The sequence below is a fragment of the Microcystis ichthyoblabe FBCC-A1114 genome, from assembly GCF_050500245.1.
GTDB classification, from domain to species: Bacteria; Cyanobacteriota; Cyanobacteriia; order Cyanobacteriales; family Microcystaceae; genus Microcystis; species Microcystis ichthyoblabe_A.
The window spans coordinates 746,506-762,255 of the sequence record NZ_CP191408.1 but is presented as its reverse complement, the minus strand read 5'-3'; the positions used below and the strand labels follow the sequence as shown (position 1 = coordinate 762,255).

Here is a 15,750-nt window from a genome sequence, read left to right as displayed (position 1 = left end):
TACAATAATTTACTTTTGAGGGGTTAACATGGCCTTGGTGGCTTCGCTTAAATAACCGATTTGTCCATAGGCATAGAGCAGATTATCAAAGCTTTTAGCAGGATCATTGATAAATTTGACAGATTTAACCAATCCTCTCACCAAACGCTCACCTCCTCGCCCAAATTGAGCCAATCCCGTCCTTCCTGCCACTTCTTCCCGGTAGTGTTCGCTGATGCCTTGCCACCAACTGCGACTCATAAACCATTGACGATTGATTCTTTCTGGGGCCACATTGTGTTCCACCAATGCTGCGGGAAAATAGCCCACTTGCCATCCCTGGGCCAGTGCCAGTTCTGTAGTGTATAATTCTTCGTTAGAGAGAAGTTTTTTGCCAATTCTTCCCAAATTAGGGTCAAAACCGCCAATCTTACCCAAGAAATCTCGCCGAATTGAGTAATTAACCCCTCGCGGAGTTAAATTCGCTTGGCTGATATATACCACATTGTCGCCCAAATCGAAAGCCCCTAAACCCCCTGCTAACTGATCGGATAACCAATTGGGTTGACTGTAGCCTTGCGGCCAAATAAGAGTGACTTTTCCCCCTGCTACTGCCAGTTTTTCGTTATTTTCGTAGGCATTTAACAGAATTTGCAACCATTGAGGACTAGCGATCGCATCGTCATCCAAATAAGCTAAAATCGGCGCTCTAGTTTCCTTCGCTCCGCGATTTCTGGCGGTAGATAGCCCTAAAATAGGTTCGTAAACATATTTTAGCCGCCCATCTCCCAGACGCGACTCGGCCACTTGACGGGTTTTATCGGTAGATGCGTTATCAACCACTAAAATCTCACAATCTGGGCAGGTTTGCGCCAAAAGACTATCGATCGCTCCTTCTAGGTAGTGATCGCGGTTGTGGGTACAGATAATCCCTGCTATTTTAGGAGCCATGGCTATCAAGGTTACTCATTCAATACCCTAAAACTTAACATTCCTTTGCAAAAATGTAAAAATGCTTGAGGAGACTCCGAGACTCCGAGATTGCTTTTTACTTATAGAGTTTCTCGTCAATTTGTGACCAACGCTACCAGTTTTTTAATTTAACTATCTATGGATACTATTCACGTTACAGGAATTCGTGCCTACGGTTACACAGGATATCTGGCTGAAGAACAGGTTTTAGGTCAATGGTTTGAGGTAGATTTATCCCTCGAAGTTGATATCAGCATTGCTGGCAAAAGTGACGCAATTGAAGATACCCTAGATTATCGACAGGCGATCGAAATTGTCAAACACCAGATTGAAACCGGCAAATTTGCCCTAGTGGAAAAATTGGCCACAGTCATCGCTGAGGATATTCTACAACTCGATCGAGTGCGACAGGTAAGAGTACAATTATCGAAACCCGCCGCCCCAATTCCCCATTTCACCGGTAAAATCACCATCGATATTACTAGATCCCTTTGAGTTTACGCGTATTATCGACTAAACTTTCAGCAAAAGCGTCAAAACGTTGGGAAAGCTTCTCGTCAAGGATTTTTCCTTCTTCGTTGAAGACTTTCCACGCTTGTCCTAAGCTAATTTGTTCGGGAATTACCCAAGCATGAACCCAACGGAGAATGATTCTTAAATCATTGAGGGCGTTACTATTGGATTGGCCGCCTAAAACACTGATTAACCCGGCAACCTTTCCCGATAACTCCTCAAAACTCATTAAATCTAAGGCATTCTTCATCACACCACTGACACTGCCATGATATTCCGGTGTCGCCAAAATTAATCCCGCTGCCGATTTAACCGTTTGCTGCATTTTGGCCACATCGGGATAGTCAGAATAGTCATCTCCCCCGTTACAGAAGGGTAAAGAGAGTTTTCTCAGGTCAATTATCTCCGTTTCTACCCCTAACCCCTGTACTCGACTGATAGCAACTTCTAACGCCATCGCACTATAGGATCCGCTGCGTAAACTGCCATTAATACCAACGATTTTGATCATAGAACTTATACAAACTCATAACGACTACATATAAGCTAACAAAAAAAGAGACAATTGGGGAAGCTTAGTTAAAAAAATATGTCGATGGGGCGGGGAGAGCGATCGATCTAAGTTTTAATGAGAATAGAAAGAAAGATTTATTCCATTTCCCCTCATTGCCATGCCAGAATTTCTCGATTTTCTCAAACATAAATATGCCTATGTGGCTATTGGTGAATTTAAACCGGGGTGTTTTTCCGAGGCCCAAAAACTCTACGAAAAAGCCGTTTCCACCTATTCTACGGGATTCCAGGGGGCTTTTCTGTTGCAAAAACCCGGAACCGATGAAGGAATTGCCGTAATCATCTGGGATAAAATCGATGATATGGAGGCAAATAAAAGCGAAGACCATGAATTATTGCTGAAATCCATGGCTCCTCTATTTGCAAAACCGCCTGTCACCGATTTTTACGAAGTATGTAGCGAGATAGAAGGTTCCCCCATTTAGGAATAATGTTTCTTTTCGGTGGCGATTAATTTGGCGGCTAAAACCCCGCCTAGAAAGCCAAATAAATGTCCTTGCCAAGAAATCCCCGGACGGGAAGGCAAAACGCCCCAAATTGTGCCACCGTAGAGTAAAAAGACTAGAATTGACAAGAGTATAGAAGGAATATTTCTCTGGAAATAGCCCCGCAGTAATAAAAAACCTAAATAGCCAAAAATCAAGATACTTGCCCCGATATGGATGGATCCCGGAGCAGCAAATAACCAGACTCCTAACCCCCCCACCAGCATAGTTAACCCAGTCACAATAAAAAAGTCACTGGTTTCCTGTAACATCACCAACCAACCGAGAATCAGAAAAGGAACCGTATTAGCAATAAGATGGGGAAAGTTACCGTGTAGGAAAGGTGCAAAGAGAATACCCCGCAATCCGATGACTTGATGGGGCATAATCCCGAAATTGTCTAAACTGCCCCGAAAAACAAATTGATCTAAAATCTCTAACAGCCAAAAAATCGCCACAAAGGTAGCGAGGATTATTGCTTGGGTTTTTATTTCTTGCCGTGATCCTTGACTCATAAGATTGATGGATGAGCTATTTTTTCCCATTATAGCCCCCAGATCAGTTATCAGTTATCAGTTATCAGTGATTCAGTTACCAGTTATCAGGTGTGAGTTTACTGTTTACTGTTTACTGTTTGCTGTGGGACAAAGAGAGGCTAATTGACAGGAAAAACAAGCGGGATTTCTCGCTTTACAAACTGCCCGGCCGTGGTAAATAATACTAATAGAAAAAGTTTCCCAATCCGGTTGAGGTAGTAAAGCCATTAAATCCCGTTCAATTTTCACCGGATCGTTATTAGTAGTTAAACCCAAACGATTACTTAAGCGCTTAACGTGGGTATCTACTGTCACCCCCTCAATAATCGCGTAAGCGTGAGCAAGTACCACATTAGCGGTTTTTCTAGCTACCCCGGGTAAAGTTAATAATTCCGCCATTGTCTTGGGTACTTCCCCCTGAAAATCCTTGAGGATTTTTTGACAAGCACCCTGAATATTTTTAGCTTTATTGCGATAGAATCCCGTGGAACGAATCAGGGTTTCTAACTCCTCTCGCTCGGCAAAAGCTAAGGATTTAGCATCGGGAAAACGGGCGAATAAAGCAGGAGTTACCTTATTTACACGCTCATCAGTGCATTGTGCCGAGAGAATAACTGCCACCAATAACTGCACGGGAGTTTGATAATTTAAGCTACAGGTTGCCTCTGGATATAATCGCTTTAAGTTGCTTAAAATTTCTAGGGCGCGCAGTTGAGGTTCAGTTTTTTTTCGAGAGTCCATCACTGGAATAAATCCTGAAAAACTGCTAGGTTAGCCGTGTCGCGCACGATTAAGAAAACTCCTAATCCTAAGAGTAAAACTAGACCTGTTTGCATGATGTTATCTTGCAGTTTAGTTGGGAGAGGTTTACCTACTAAAGCCTCGATTAATAAAAATACCAACTGACCACCATCAAGAGCAGGTAAAGGCAGAATATTAATCACCGCTAAGTTAATACTAATTAGGGCGGCAAATTGAAAAAGATTACCCGCATCATTACGAGCGATTGCTGCTCCATATTCGACAATTTTAACCGGTCCTGCTACCTGTTGAACACTGTCTTTAAAGTTACTAACTAACTGCCCAAAACCTTGCACGGTTAATAGGGTTAATCGTTGAAATTCACCCGCACCCAAGCTAAAAGCTTGACCAAAACTATCGGCTTTCAGGCGAGTTTCTTCACCGTTAGGAGCCAATCTCACCCCAATTTTACCCTGACCATCACTTCCCAATTCCGGAGTAACAATTAAATCGAGAGTTTCTGTGGGGCGTTTGATGGTTAATTTTAGGGGTTGATCGGGGGAAGATTGAATAATGTCACGGAAGTCAATAATGGCATTCTGAGAAGCACCAAGGGGCTGATCATTGATAGCAAGTACGATATCCCCTGCTTGTATTCCCGCTTGTTTAGCGACGGAATTTTCCGAGGTGAAAACCTCTGGAATAATTACCCCTTCTTGATAGTTAATTTGGGGAAAACCCACCGTAGCGACTTGGGTAACAAGCAAAAAATAGGCAAAAATTAAATTAGCAATTACCCCGGCACTAATGACGATAGCTCGATCGAAAACAGGACGATTGCGTAATAAATCAGGATCGTTATTGGGAATTTGACTATCGGGATCGTCATCGGGAAAACCAACGTAACCCCCTAAAGGAATGGCGCGGAGGGCGTATTCTGTTTCTTTACCTTGATATTTAGCTAAAGCTGGACCAAAACCGATGGAAAAGCGACTAACATGGATAGATTGCCAACGAGCAGCGGCAAAATGACCTAATTCGTGAACGACAATTAATAGGGCAAGTACACCGATCGCTATTAAAACTGACATGATGATCAAAATATAATGACTTAGCTTTTGTTTATTGTAAGCGATCCTCCCAAGCAGATTGCAAAAAATCTTTAGTTATCGCTAATTTTTCGATCATTTATGCTAAAAGTGATCTTAACCGCCTAATCTGACCCAACGGAGAGCGATCGATGCCTTTGAGTGAGCGCGCCCAGCAATTAATCCCAAAAGCGAAAATCATCAGTTTCGCTAATTGGCCCTATCAGCAAGCAGCGATCGCTGTTTGGCAACAAGCGGATGATCAAACTCGCTATCTCGATGATAGTGATTTAGATACTATCGTCAATTTAGAGCCTGATTTACTGGTTTCTAGTCAGCAAGCTCGAAAACTGCGGGATAATGCTAATAGCATCGTCGATAACGCTCGTCAGACTGTATTAAACCAATTTCCCACCATTTTTCAACCCGGAGGCGATCTTCATCCACCCCACCGTGCCGAAGCTTGTTGGCGTGATTTCTGGAACTTTTTACGTTGTATTACCTACGGTGTCGCCGGACAGCAGATTCCCTACACCAGCGCCGAGGGATTGGAAAATATGCGTCTTCTTTACCAAGAATTACAAGTACCATTAGGGGCGATGATTTCGGGGTTAGAAGCCTTAAAACAATACAGTTTAGATTATTTTAGCGACTCAGAAAAAACCGCAATTACTCCCTATTTTGATCACTTAATTGCGGTTATGAAAAAGTTTTAAAACCGAGGCATTTAATCCGTGTTAAAATAGTGAGGCCAACAGTTAAAAATGCCGCTCACCGAGGTTAAAACTCCGTTGAACCCATGAAATCATCGGCGCGGGTAGGCCTCTTCGGGCCACCAAAAACCTCGATCGAGTGCCTGGCGGGTCGAGGTACTTTATAAAATGAGGGAGATTCTATGGATGCCAAAGCGAAATTACTAGAATTGATAGCTGGTAGAAATCGCGGACTCCTGGCCACGGAAAGCGACCGCGTGCGGATTTTAGCGGCGATCGAACAATTGGAGGACCACAATCCCCATCCTCATCCCCTCGAAGTTAAACAACTATTAGGGGGCAATTGGCGTTTACTATTCACCAGCAGCCGCGACATTCTGGGACTAGATCGCCTACCTTTTTTTCAATTGGGTCAAATTTATCAATATCTTGACCTGAACAAGGCCAAACTCTACAATATTGCTGAAATTACGGGCGTACCTTGGTTAGAAGGAGCAGTGATCGTCGCCGCTACCTTTGAACCCACCTCCGAGCGTCGGGTTATGGTCAAATTTGAGCGCTCGATCCTCGGTCTGCAACGTTTTCTCAATTATCATTCTCCCCAAGAATTTATCGAAGCGATCGAAAGTGGCAAAAAATTTCCTCCCCTCGATTTTTCCTTCAATAATCGCGAACAAAAAGGTTGGCTCGATATCACCTATCTCGATGAAGATCTCCGCATCGGCCGCGGCAGCGAGGGCAGCGTCTTTATTCTGGCTAAGGAAAAAACCTAACTTAAGTAGGTAGGCGTTAAAAGTTGTCAGCTCCCCCCTTATCAAGGGGGGATTAAGGGGGGATCGAACCTAAAATCCATTTTTAATTTAATTATAACCAGCTACTTATTACCATAAGACTAAATACTAGGCAATAGGTAATCAGTTTTTAATAACCAGATTTAGGATTAAAATCAAATTATTGTACTATCATTACTCCCAAGTATGTTACCAAAATGTCTAACGAAACCGTTACTTATAGTCTTGAATCTGTACTCAAGGAAATCAAAGACAGCATCAAGGAGGTTAACCAAAAAATCGATACCCTACAAAGAGATGTCACCCAAAAAATCGACACCTTGCAACAGGAAGTTAACCAGAAATTTGACAGCCTACAGAAGGATTTTAACCAAAAAATCGACACCTTGCAACAAGATGTTAACCAGAAATTTGACAGCCTACAGAAGGATTTTAACCAGAAATTTGATAAGATCGACGAACGGCTAACTAAGCTAGAGTTAGGACAAGTAAAACTAACTGAGAAAGTCGATGGGATGGATAGAAGACTAGAAAAGGTGGAAGGAACCCAAAAAAATCAAGTTTGGACGTTAATTATTCTTTTAGGAGGAGCGATCGGAACGGCAGCGTGGCGCTCTTTCTTTTCTGGTAATCCTTAGAAATATTACTATAATTTCTCACTTTAGGGTAGTTATGAGGGGAAATTAGCAGATGTAAAACTCAGGTTAAAAATAAGGGATGTCTAACCCATTTACAACTAAAGGAAACTTAACCACCCCCAGAAAGAAAGCAACGATTAAGGGATATTTTCGGGTTTATAATTGCCGAATTGCCTGATCACAATATTGAACATATCCTGCTAACCCCAATGCTTGAAATAATTTCCGCGCTTGAAGAATTGCTTCTTTCGCTTCCGATATACGTTTGAGTTTATAGTAGGTAAGTCCCAGATTCAACAGAGTCTTTGGTTCTCCTATGATATACTCCATTTCCTGAAAGATTTCTAAGGACTTTTGATAAAACTCGATCGCTTTTTGGTATTCTCCTAGGGAATCGTAAACATTCCCCAAACCTAGATAGGAATAAGCTTCTCCTGTTATATCAGAGATTTCCCGTTTGATCGCTAAAGACTGTTGATGAAACTCGATCGCTTTTTGGTATTCTCCTAGGTAATTGTAAATATTGCCCAAATTATTGTAACAATACGCTACTCCCCTTATATCATCAATTTCCTGAAAGATTGCTAAGGAATGTTGATAAAACTCGATCGCTTTTTGGTATTCTCCTAGGGAATGATAAGCATTGCCTAAATTATTGTAAGAATCTGCTTCTCTCCAGCGATCTCCGCTTTTCTGAAAGATTGCTAAGGACTGTTGATAAAACTCGATCGCTTTTTGGTATTCTCCTAGAAAATAGTAAATACCTGCTAATGAGTCGAGACTCGCAACTAAATCAAGTTCTAGATTTAACTCTTTTTGTAAATCGATCGCCTTTTGATAATACTCGATCGCAAGCTGTTGTTCCTGACGATAATCTGACAATGGCAGATTTAATAAACGAAGGTTATAAATCTTAGCTAAACTGGCATATAAACTCGCTAGTCTTGGCTCTTTTTTGCCTTTATTTACCTCGATTTGCTCGATTAGTTCTAACAAGTCTTCCTTAGAGATTAAAGGAATATCTTTATCTATAGTAATTTCGTCAAAAGATTGTAAAATTGGTAAAAATTCCTGACAAGGTAAAAAGTTACTTGGAGGAGAAATAAAGCGAAAAACTCCTTTTCTCCAACTCCAAAAATCGGGGGACTTTTTGCGTAAATTTACCTCCACTGTGCTTGTTACCCAAAGAACGATAGAATAGGGAAATTCTCGCAGTCCTTCCCTTGTCCATTGCAGATAACCAAAAAATTTATCTAGTTCCGATTTTTCCCGTTGCCATTCGATCGAGTGTAATTTTTCCACTCCTGTGGTTGTGATCACGGCATTTTTGCTTTGTAATAACTCTGGTTTTCTGGAGACTAAACTAGCAATTGCTGCTCTTAAATTCGGTTCTTTTTGATCTAAATCAATCCGATAACAAGGGATTACTGGTTCTAATTCTTTGCTATAGCGATCAATGATTTCTTCTCGCAATTTTTCCTGATCACACACACAAATTAATATATTTAATCTCTCTTGATTTGCCTCTAGAGACACGATTAAACCTTCGTATTCTCTTTCATTTTGGTCGGTAATTGAAGATGTTTCATTATTCATAATAAGTGGATAGCTGTTAAAAACTGTCAGATACCCCCATTAGGTAGGGTTGATTCATGAATCAACCCTACGGATCAAGGAGTGATCCGCACCCCCCTTATCAAGGGTAGGGTTGATTCATTTAAATTAAGTATAGCTGATTTTGAGTCAATAAATTTGATCGAGGATTCTCAAGTTTATCTTTTTCTAATCAGAAGAGTTAGTCATAATAACTAATCTTTAATCTTCTGCCAATATTTATTATGAATAGATTGATAAAGCCTGTTCCCAAGCCACTAAAAGCCTATCTCTCTTGAAATTGTCTGAGAGTACATCCTGTTAATTTAGCTAATTTTTCTGCTTCTTACGTCGATAAAACTATCAGTTTTTCCCAACGTTCAGCTAACCACCTCTGTCCCTCTGTTATTGAGAGAAAACCCAAACCTCTGAAAAGATTCAATCCTATGGTTGTGAGAATTGACCAATTGCTTGCCGCTTGAAAATCACTTATCTCGCTTTTATCTTCCTCAAAAATTACATCTTTTACCCAATGTAACTGATTTTCTATTTTCCAGTGTCCTCGAATAATTTTAGCAAATACTTGAGCGGATTCGGTTAGGCTACTGATATAGTAAGCTGTTTCTTCATAGGTTTTATCCCCGCGACTACCCTTTCTTTCTACTTTAATAACTCTTCGCAGATTTTCAAACCCTTGTCTTTCATTTTTTCTAACTTTAAAAACTTCTATTTTTCTTGATATTTTTCGTCCATGACTATTATCTTGTTCAAGAAAGCAACTTTCTGGCTTTGAGGAATTACTCAGGTCTTGTATTCGCTGATAAAGATTTTTCTGATTTCCTTTAACGGTGATAACATAATCATTTTTACTCTTGGCTATTAAGCTGATTGTTTTTTTCTGACAGTGTAAAGCATCGCCAGTAAAAACTTTATTTTGGAGAGAGCAATTCTCAATTATAGCTTGACCTTCGTCGATTTCAGACCCTTTTTTGTTTTCAATTCTTTTTAAGTGTAATACTAATCCACTTTCTTGACTAAACAATGAGACAAACATAATAAAATTTTGTTGTTCATTGTTAGGATTCTTTAGGGTGTTTTTGAGACTTTTTCCATCTATATCTAGCCAATTTATATCATCTCTTTGTCCATATTCTTGTAATGCCTATTCATTAAATATTTTTAACAAACTCTGCCACTCAACTCCCATCATTACCCTTATAATTGTTGAATAGGATGGGACTCTTTCTGGAATTATGTTAAATTCTTTACTCAGCCTGTGCCGATTATTTTTAGCAAACTCTCCTAGCTCTCTATAACCTGAGTATCCTAGCATTGTTCCCAGTATTATTACTACTAATACTATCCATAAAGGGTGTCTTTTTCCTTTATCTTTCCGAAAGTCCTTGACTTGTTTTAGTTTTTCTATTAAGCTCAACATATATTTGAAAGGTTGGCGGTCACTCCTCATTTTACCTGATAGTGATCGCTTTTACTTTTGATATTCTGATGGGAGAATGAAACAGCCCTACCCTTAGTCCCCCCTTGATCCCCCCTTAGTCCCCCCTTAATACCCCCTTGATAAGGGGGGTGCGGATCCCCCCTTAGTCCCCCCTTGATAAGCTATCCCTTATAGGGATCTTTCTTAACAATTTTTGCAGTAAGCACTCCAACCCTTATCCTGACTTGATTTCAGTTTTTTCTTTGTTTTGTAAGGGTGTCAACAAGGAATATTACAAATTGTTAACCGAGTCTTGAAAGCCTTGTGCTACAAAGGTTTGAAATGTTAAGAAAGATGTGACTAAAGGACAGCCTTGATAAGGGGGGCATCTGATAATTTTTAACGCCTACCTACTTAGCTTGAAATAAAGGTCAATAATCAGGGTATCCCGTACTTTCGATGATAAGCAAATTTTATCTATCGGAGGGCGCAGGTTCCTTGCGTCCCTACAGTAACGGATTTTTTCCACAATGTAGGCACAAACTGGGTTCGTCCAAAGGTGACAGAAACATTTTTCACCCAATGTCCAGAAGACCCAAAAATCCTCTCCCCAAAATAATCAAAAGCGAAAGGTTTCAAGAGAAGATTTCCCCGCCACTTTGCGCTAAGTATCAAATTTTGGTTATTATGCCAGACAGCTTTTAGGCAATCTGGAAAAAATATCTATTGTCCGACTTGTCGGCTGTTGGTCCCACATAGAGTGGCGGTATTATTAGGGACTGTAACTGAATCAGCGGGGGTATTCATTTCACAAATGATTGCACTGAACACACCTGCGGTAGTTTGAGCTACCGCAGAAGAGTAGTCGGGAATATCGTTGGTATAGTTACCTCCGGCAGCAATAGTGTGAGCGGCGAATGTAGCACTGGCAGTAGTGCCATCTGCAACGGCATCATAGTAACTACCAGGGGCGTTGTTGATAGGCAGGTTAGCTACGGGGGCAAAGGTGGGGCTTTCCAGGCGGAAGGCTTGTTGAGCGCGGTTAACGATACCGAGATTGTTGCGAGCTTCAACTTGTCTGGCTCTGCCTACCTGACGGGTGAGGATGGGGAAAGAGATGGCGGCGAGTACACCGATCATGATAACAACAACTAGGAGTTCGATGAGGGTGAAACCTTTGTTAGCGTTCTTTTTGTTGAGAGCTTCGATGAGTTTGAATTTAAAGGTAGAGTTCATGGCTATCTCCTCGAGTGGGTGTTTTTTGTTCTCTATAAACAACTTACCCACTTGTTTGAGAAAACCTATCACTGTCGGAAAAAATTTTGGCTCTCTTGGGTTTGGTGGGTAAAATGTATTATAGGATACATTCCTGCTGGCAATCAACTGGAACGAACCACAAAGACACAAAGGACACAAAGATTGATCGCTTCTAGATAATCTAAACTTATCACACAAAGAATAAGAGAGCCAAATTTTTTGGGGAATTTGGGGAAGTGGGTTGCTGTCGTTTCTGGGAGCCAGTTCTAGGGATTGGGGAAAAAACCAAATGGCTAAAAAAAACTGATTACTGAAAAATCCTCTCCCCAAAATAACCAAAAGCGCAAGGTTTCAAGAAAACATTTCCCCGCCACCTTGCGCTAAGTATCAAATTTTGGTTATTATGCCAGACAGCTTTTAGGCAATCTGGAAAAAATATCTATAGTCCGACTCGTCGGCTGTTGGCCCCACATAGAGTGGCGGTATTATTAGGGACTGTAACTGAATCAGCGGGGGTATTCATTTCACAAATGATTGCACTGAACACACCTGCGGTAGTTTGAGCTACCGCAGAAGAGTAGTCGGGAATATCGTTGGTATAGTTACCTCCGGCAGCAATAGTGTGAGCGGCGAATGTAGCACTGGCAGTAGTGCCATCTGCAACGGCATCATAGTAACTACCAGGGGCGTTGTTGATAGGCAGGTTAGCTACGGGGGCAAAGGTGGGGCTTTCCAGGCGGAAGGCTTGTTGAGCGCGGTTAACGATACCGAGATTGTTGCGAGCTTCAACTTGTCTGGCTCTGCCTACCTGACGGGTGAGGATGGGGAAAGAGATGGCGGCGAGTACACCGATCATGATAACAACAACTAGGAGTTCGATGAGGGTGAAACCTTTGTTAGCGTTCTTTTTGTTGAGAGCTTCGATGAGTTTGAATTTAAAGGTAGAGTTCATGGCTATCTCCTCGAGTGGGTGTTTTTTGTTCTCTATAAACAACTTACCCACTTGTTTGAGAAAACCTATCACTGTCGGAAAAAATTTTTTTGGGAATTTGGGGAAGTGGGTTGCTGTCGTTTCTGGGAGCCAGTTCTAGGGATTGGGGAAAAAACCAAAAAGTTTAGCGGCACCTCCCAGGACGGCCACCACCAAAGCGATGAGAATCCCCCGGTTGGTAAATTCCTGATAACCAACCCGTGTAGTTAATCCCTCGATTTTCTCGTCTAATACCTTAATATCGCCTTTTAACTCTCCCTTTAACCCCTCGATTTTCTCGTCTAATACCTTAATATCGCCTTTTAACTCTGCTTTGAGTTCGGCCTGTCCGATTTCTACTTTGGTTAGCCGGTCCTCTACCTTGTCAAATCTCTCATCTACTTTGTCAAATCTCTCATCTACTTTGTCAAATCTCCCATCCATCCGTTTTTCCAGGGAGTCGATTTTACTCTCAATCCTAGTTAGGACAGCTTCTAGGGAATAAGTTACAGTTTCGTTAGACATTTTGCTATACTCCTATGGCGTTTTCGGGTTTTTGAGTGGCCATTTATTATGATCATAAGGCCTCTAGCCTTGCCTAGGAGCCAGTTCTAGGGATTGGGGAAAAAACCAAAAAGTTTAGCAGCACCTCCCAGGACGGCCACCACCAAAGCGATGAGAATCCCCCGGTTGGTAAATTCCTGATAACCAACCCGTGTAGTTAATCCCTCGATTTTCTCGTCTAATACTTTAATATCGCCTTTTAACTCTGCTTTGAGTTCGGCCTGTCCGATTTCTACTTTGGTTAGCCGGTCCTCTACCTTGTCAAATCTCTCATCTACTTTGTCAAATCTCCCATCCATCCGTTTTTCCAGGGAGTCGATTTTCTCATCCATCCGTTTTTCCAGGGAGTCGATTTTCTCATCCATCCGTTTTTCCAGGGAGTCGATTTTACTCTCAATCCTAGTTAGGACAGCTTCTAGGGAATAAGTTACAGTTTCGTTAGACATTTGCTATACTCCTATGGCGTTTTCGGGTTTTTGAGCGGCCATTTATTATGATCATAAGGCCTCTAGCCTTGCCTAGGAGCCAGTTCTAGGGATTGGGGAAAAAACCAAAAAGTTTAGCAGCACCTCCCAGGACGGCCACCACCAAAGCGATGAGAATCCCCCGGTTGGTAAATTCCTGATAACCAACCCGTGTAGTTAATCCCTCGATTTTCTCGTCTAATACTTTAATATCGCCTTTTAACTCTGCTTTGAGTTCGGCCTGTCCGATTTCTACTTTGGTTAGCCGGTCCTCTACCTTGTCAAATCTCTCATCTACTTTGTCAAATCTCTCATCTACTTTGTCAAATCTCCCATCCATCCGTTTTTCCAGGGAGTCGATTTTCTCATCCATCCGTTTTTCCAGGGAGTCGATTTTACTCTCAATCCTAGTTAGGACAGCTTCTAGGGAATAAGTTACAGTTTCGTTAGACATTTGCTAAACTCCTATGGCGTTTTCGGGTTTTTTGAGCGGCCATTTATTATGATTATAAAGCTCGTAGCCTTGCCTAGGAGCCAGTTCTAGGGATTGGGGAAAAAACCAAAAAGTTTAGCAGCACCTCCCAGGACGGCCACCACCAAAGCTATCAGAATCCCCCGGTTGGTAAATTCCTGATAACCAACCCGTGTAGTTAATCCCTCGATTTTCTCGTCTAATACTTTAATATCTCCTTTTAACTCGGCTTTGAGTTCGGCCTGTCCGATTTCTACTTTGGTTAGCCGGTCCTCTACCTTGTCAAATCTCTCATCCATCCGTTTTTCTAGGGAGTCGATTTTCTCATCCATCCGTTTTTCCAGGGAGTCGATTTTACTCTCAATCCTAGTTAGGACAGCTTCTAGGGAATAAGTTACAGTTTCGTTAGACATTTGCTAAACTCCTATGGCGTTTTCGGGTTTTTTGAGCGGCCATTTATTATGATTATAAAGCTCGTAGCCTTGCCTAGGAGCCAGTTCTAGGGATTGGGGAAAAAACCAAAAAGTTTAGCAGCACCTCCCAAGACGGCCACCACCAAAGCGATGAGAATCCCCCGGTTGGTAAATTCCTGATAACCAACCCGTGCCGTTAACCCCTCGATTTTCTCGTCTAATACTTTAATATCGCCCTTTAACTCGGCTTTGAGTTCGGCCTGTCCGATTTCTAATTTTGTGAGACGTTCATCGATTTTATCGATTTTACTCTCAATCCTTGTCAGGATAGCTTCTAGGGAATAAGTTACAGTTTCGTTAGGCATTTGCTAAACTCCTATGGGGTTTTCGGGTTTTTTGAGCAGCTATTTATTATGATCATAAAGCTCGTAGCCTTGCCTAGTAGCCACTTCTATACTTTGCACGGTTATAACTTGCATTTTTTACTCAAAGACAAGGCCAATTCAAGTCTGAATTGCATCACTGTCTGATCTACCTTTATAGAATACCTCATTCGGGGTACGATAGTCAAGACATTTTCGAGGACGATTGTTAATCAAGTTTACGGCTCTTTCCACCTCCTCTGGCTTAACGATTTTAAAATTCGTTCCCTTAGGGAAAAATTGTCTTAACAGTCCATTGGTATGCTCGTTTAATCCCCTCTCCCACGAATGATAAGGAGTAGCAAAATAAAAATCTGCTCCTAGTTTCTGACTCAACTCTTGATGTCCACAAAATTCTTTAACCTTGTCACAAGTAAAGGTTTTTCTTTTGTCAGGGTGAATCTCTTGAAAAAGTTTTTCTGTGACTCTATTGATTTCCGATGCGGTTTTGTTTTTGGCTAATCCTGCTACTAAAAATTTCGAGGCTTTATCTACATGAGTAACGAGAACTCCTAGATGATTGCCTCCAATCATTGTGTCACTTTCCCAATGACCGATTTCAGTTTTCTGGTCAGCAATTACTGGTCGCTCGCTGATATCTACACGCCCTGGAATCCCTCCACGCTTACTTTTTGCTCCGCCTCGACTCTTTCTTTGACAAAGCCCCAGGCGTAAATATTTCTGGTACTCTCCACATCCGTGATAGTTCTGATAGATCATTTGATAGATGGTTTCATGACTGAGCGATTCTTGACCAGCTTTTTTCAGACGACCTGCTATTTGTTCGGGACTATGATAATCTTTCAATCCTTCTTTGACCAACTCTAAGGCTGACTCGCTGACATTTTTAAAGGGTTGTTTGGCATTTTTTCGCCTTGTCTCGCTTTGAGCTTGTGCTGTGTCAGGTAGATAGCAGCCAAGGGAACTTTGATTCCTTTTTAATTCCCGTGATATTGTGCTTTGATGACATCCGAGCCAGACGGCCATTTGCCGTTGAGATAAATTTCCCTCCTGACTAAGTTGGTAGAGCAAGTTTCTTTGTTCTATGTTAAGATGTTGGTGGCTCATTTTGGGTCTGATTTGTTTTTGTTAATGATCAGACAGTACCTGATGAGCCTTTCTTTGTCA

At 41.6% G+C, this 15,750-nt stretch carries 19 protein-coding genes and 1 pseudogene; 5 read left to right on the top strand and 15 right to left on the bottom strand.

The annotated features are described in order from the left end of the window. Positions 1–9: 9 nt before the first annotated feature. Entirely contained in the window at positions 10–930 is a 921-nt protein-coding gene (locus tag ACQY1Y_RS03570; protein WP_002735442.1) for a glycosyltransferase family 2 protein, read from the bottom strand. Between the two features lie 159 nt (positions 931–1,089). Between ACQY1Y_RS03570 and folB the strand changes: the two genes are divergently transcribed. Then, a complete protein-coding gene (gene folB / locus ACQY1Y_RS03565) occupies positions 1,090–1,446 on the top strand; it encodes a dihydroneopterin aldolase (RefSeq protein WP_002735328.1) in 357 nt (118 codons plus the stop codon). On the opposite strand, the gene ACQY1Y_RS03560 is transcribed toward folB, so the two are convergent. Continuing rightward, a complete protein-coding gene (locus ACQY1Y_RS03560; RefSeq protein ID WP_002792588.1) occupies positions 1,433–1,975 on the bottom strand; it encodes an NADPH-dependent FMN reductase in 543 nt (180 codons plus the stop codon). The two genes, folB and ACQY1Y_RS03560, sit on opposite strands and share 14 nt — an antisense overlap. A 160-nt stretch (positions 1,976–2,135) precedes the next feature. Between ACQY1Y_RS03560 and ACQY1Y_RS03555 the strand changes: the two genes are divergently transcribed. Next, positions 2,136–2,462, top strand: a complete 327-nt coding sequence (locus ACQY1Y_RS03555) for a hypothetical protein (protein WP_002735315.1) — start codon at positions 2,136–2,138, stop codon at positions 2,460–2,462. Here ACQY1Y_RS03555 and ACQY1Y_RS03550 read toward each other — a convergent pair. The 3 genes from ACQY1Y_RS03550 to rseP all read right to left on the bottom strand — a co-directional run bounded on the left by ACQY1Y_RS03550 (position 2,459) and on the right by rseP (position 4,890). Further along, positions 2,459–3,067, bottom strand: coding sequence for a rhomboid family intramembrane serine protease (locus ACQY1Y_RS03550; RefSeq protein WP_430013993.1), 609 nt, complete (start codon positions 3,065–3,067; stop codon positions 2,459–2,461). The genes ACQY1Y_RS03555 and ACQY1Y_RS03550 overlap by 4 nt on opposite strands. Positions 3,068–3,142: 75 nt before the next feature. Further along, complete coding sequence (nth, locus tag ACQY1Y_RS03545) at positions 3,143–3,799, bottom strand: endonuclease III (RefSeq protein WP_430014640.1); 657 nt, start codon at positions 3,797–3,799, stop codon at positions 3,143–3,145. Next, the gene (gene rseP / locus ACQY1Y_RS03540) at positions 3,799–4,890 is read right to left on the bottom strand and encodes an RIP metalloprotease RseP (protein WP_002736295.1); all 1,092 of its coding nucleotides are present in this window, start codon (positions 4,888–4,890) and stop codon (positions 3,799–3,801) included. Before rseP ends, nth begins: the two co-directional genes overlap by 1 nt. A gap of 149 nt (positions 4,891–5,039) precedes the next feature. On the opposite strand from rseP, the gene ACQY1Y_RS03535 reads away from it, so the two are divergent. From ACQY1Y_RS03535 to ACQY1Y_RS03525, 3 genes are all read left to right on the top strand, one after another. Continuing rightward, a complete protein-coding gene (locus ACQY1Y_RS03535; protein ID WP_002737222.1) occupies positions 5,040–5,603 on the top strand; it encodes a phycobilisome family protein in 564 nt (187 codons plus the stop codon). 179 nt (positions 5,604–5,782) lie between these two features. Then, complete coding sequence (locus ACQY1Y_RS03530) at positions 5,783–6,373, top strand: PAP/fibrillin family protein (RefSeq protein WP_002736482.1); 591 nt, start codon at positions 5,783–5,785, stop codon at positions 6,371–6,373. Between the two features lie 215 nt (positions 6,374–6,588). After that, positions 6,589–7,029: a DUF4164 domain-containing protein gene (locus ACQY1Y_RS03525; protein WP_430013992.1), complete on the top strand. Its 441-nt coding sequence runs from the start codon at positions 6,589–6,591 to the stop codon at positions 7,027–7,029. Between the two features lie 156 nt (positions 7,030–7,185). Here ACQY1Y_RS03525 and ACQY1Y_RS03520 read toward each other — a convergent pair whose 3' ends face one another. The 10 genes and pseudogenes from ACQY1Y_RS03520 to ACQY1Y_RS03475 all read right to left on the bottom strand — a co-directional run bounded on the left by ACQY1Y_RS03520 (position 7,186) and on the right by ACQY1Y_RS03475 (position 15,690). Then, entirely contained in the window at positions 7,186–8,625 is a 1,440-nt protein-coding gene (locus ACQY1Y_RS03520) for a tetratricopeptide repeat protein (protein ID WP_430013991.1), read from the bottom strand. Between the two features lie 343 nt (positions 8,626–8,968). Next, positions 8,969–10,060: pseudogene (locus ACQY1Y_RS03515) on the bottom strand (ISAs1 family transposase). Between the two features lie 723 nt (positions 10,061–10,783). Beyond that, complete coding sequence (locus ACQY1Y_RS03510) at positions 10,784–11,296, bottom strand: type IV pilin protein (RefSeq protein WP_430013990.1); 513 nt, start codon at positions 11,294–11,296, stop codon at positions 10,784–10,786. A gap of 460 nt (positions 11,297–11,756) precedes the next feature. After that, on the bottom strand, positions 11,757–12,269 hold the full coding sequence (locus ACQY1Y_RS03505) for a type IV pilin protein (protein ID WP_430013989.1): 513 nt from the start codon (positions 12,267–12,269) through the stop codon (positions 11,757–11,759). Between the two features lie 135 nt (positions 12,270–12,404). Next, the gene (locus ACQY1Y_RS03500; RefSeq protein ID WP_002737077.1) at positions 12,405–12,812 is read right to left on the bottom strand and encodes a DUF4164 family protein; all 408 of its coding nucleotides are present in this window, start codon (positions 12,810–12,812) and stop codon (positions 12,405–12,407) included. Between the two features lie 86 nt (positions 12,813–12,898). Beyond that, positions 12,899–13,297, bottom strand: a complete 399-nt coding sequence (locus ACQY1Y_RS03495) for a DUF4164 family protein (RefSeq protein WP_084989920.1) — start codon at positions 13,295–13,297, stop codon at positions 12,899–12,901. Positions 13,298–13,382: 85 nt separating this feature from the next. Further along, positions 13,383–13,769, bottom strand: coding sequence for a DUF4164 domain-containing protein (locus ACQY1Y_RS03490; RefSeq protein WP_430013988.1), 387 nt, complete (start codon positions 13,767–13,769; stop codon positions 13,383–13,385). Positions 13,770–13,855: 86 nt separating this feature from the next. Further along, positions 13,856–14,200: a DUF4164 domain-containing protein gene (locus ACQY1Y_RS03485; RefSeq protein WP_193977215.1), complete on the bottom strand. Its 345-nt coding sequence runs from the start codon at positions 14,198–14,200 to the stop codon at positions 13,856–13,858. A gap of 86 nt (positions 14,201–14,286) precedes the next feature. Then, positions 14,287–14,565, bottom strand: coding sequence for a DUF4164 domain-containing protein (locus ACQY1Y_RS03480; RefSeq protein ID WP_430013987.1), 279 nt, complete (start codon positions 14,563–14,565; stop codon positions 14,287–14,289). Between the two features lie 138 nt (positions 14,566–14,703). Further along, positions 14,704–15,690, bottom strand: a complete 987-nt coding sequence (locus ACQY1Y_RS03475) for an IS30 family transposase (protein WP_430013986.1) — start codon at positions 15,688–15,690, stop codon at positions 14,704–14,706. Positions 15,691–15,750: the final 60 nt, after the last annotated feature.

Excerpts from the sequence above, each read along its gene's own strand:
- ACQY1Y_RS03570 (WP_002735442.1), bottom strand. The coding sequence starts at position 930 with ATGGCTCCTAAAATAGCAGGGATTATCTGTACCCACAACCGCGATCAC.
- folB (WP_002735328.1), top strand. The coding sequence starts at position 1,090 with ATGGATACTATTCACGTTACAGGAATTCGTGCCTACGGTTACACAGGA.
- ACQY1Y_RS03560 (WP_002792588.1), bottom strand. The coding sequence starts at position 1,975 with ATGATCAAAATCGTTGGTATTAATGGCAGTTTACGCAGCGGATCCTAT.
- ACQY1Y_RS03555 (WP_002735315.1), top strand. The coding sequence starts at position 2,136 with ATGCCAGAATTTCTCGATTTTCTCAAACATAAATATGCCTATGTGGCT.
- ACQY1Y_RS03550 (WP_430013993.1), bottom strand. The coding sequence starts at position 3,067 with ATGGGAAAAAATAGCTCATCCATCAATCTTATGAGTCAAGGATCACGG.
- nth (WP_430014640.1), bottom strand. The coding sequence starts at position 3,799 with ATGGACTCTCGAAAAAAAACTGAACCTCAACTGCGCGCCCTAGAAATT.
- rseP (WP_002736295.1), bottom strand. The coding sequence starts at position 4,890 with ATGTCAGTTTTAATAGCGATCGGTGTACTTGCCCTATTAATTGTCGTT.
- ACQY1Y_RS03535 (WP_002737222.1), top strand. The coding sequence starts at position 5,040 with ATGCCTTTGAGTGAGCGCGCCCAGCAATTAATCCCAAAAGCGAAAATC.
- ACQY1Y_RS03530 (WP_002736482.1), top strand. The coding sequence starts at position 5,783 with ATGGATGCCAAAGCGAAATTACTAGAATTGATAGCTGGTAGAAATCGC.
- ACQY1Y_RS03525 (WP_430013992.1), top strand. The coding sequence starts at position 6,589 with ATGTCTAACGAAACCGTTACTTATAGTCTTGAATCTGTACTCAAGGAA.
- ACQY1Y_RS03520 (WP_430013991.1), bottom strand. The coding sequence starts at position 8,625 with ATGAATAATGAAACATCTTCAATTACCGACCAAAATGAAAGAGAATAC.
- ACQY1Y_RS03510 (WP_430013990.1), bottom strand. The coding sequence starts at position 11,296 with ATGAACTCTACCTTTAAATTCAAACTCATCGAAGCTCTCAACAAAAAG.
- ACQY1Y_RS03505 (WP_430013989.1), bottom strand. The coding sequence starts at position 12,269 with ATGAACTCTACCTTTAAATTCAAACTCATCGAAGCTCTCAACAAAAAG.
- ACQY1Y_RS03500 (WP_002737077.1), bottom strand. The coding sequence starts at position 12,812 with ATGTCTAACGAAACTGTAACTTATTCCCTAGAAGCTGTCCTAACTAGG.
- ACQY1Y_RS03495 (WP_084989920.1), bottom strand. The coding sequence starts at position 13,297 with ATGTCTAACGAAACTGTAACTTATTCCCTAGAAGCTGTCCTAACTAGG.
- ACQY1Y_RS03490 (WP_430013988.1), bottom strand. The coding sequence starts at position 13,769 with ATGTCTAACGAAACTGTAACTTATTCCCTAGAAGCTGTCCTAACTAGG.
- ACQY1Y_RS03485 (WP_193977215.1), bottom strand. The coding sequence starts at position 14,200 with ATGTCTAACGAAACTGTAACTTATTCCCTAGAAGCTGTCCTAACTAGG.
- ACQY1Y_RS03480 (WP_430013987.1), bottom strand. The coding sequence starts at position 14,565 with ATGCCTAACGAAACTGTAACTTATTCCCTAGAAGCTATCCTGACAAGG.
- ACQY1Y_RS03475 (WP_430013986.1), bottom strand. The coding sequence starts at position 15,690 with ATGAGCCACCAACATCTTAACATAGAACAAAGAAACTTGCTCTACCAA.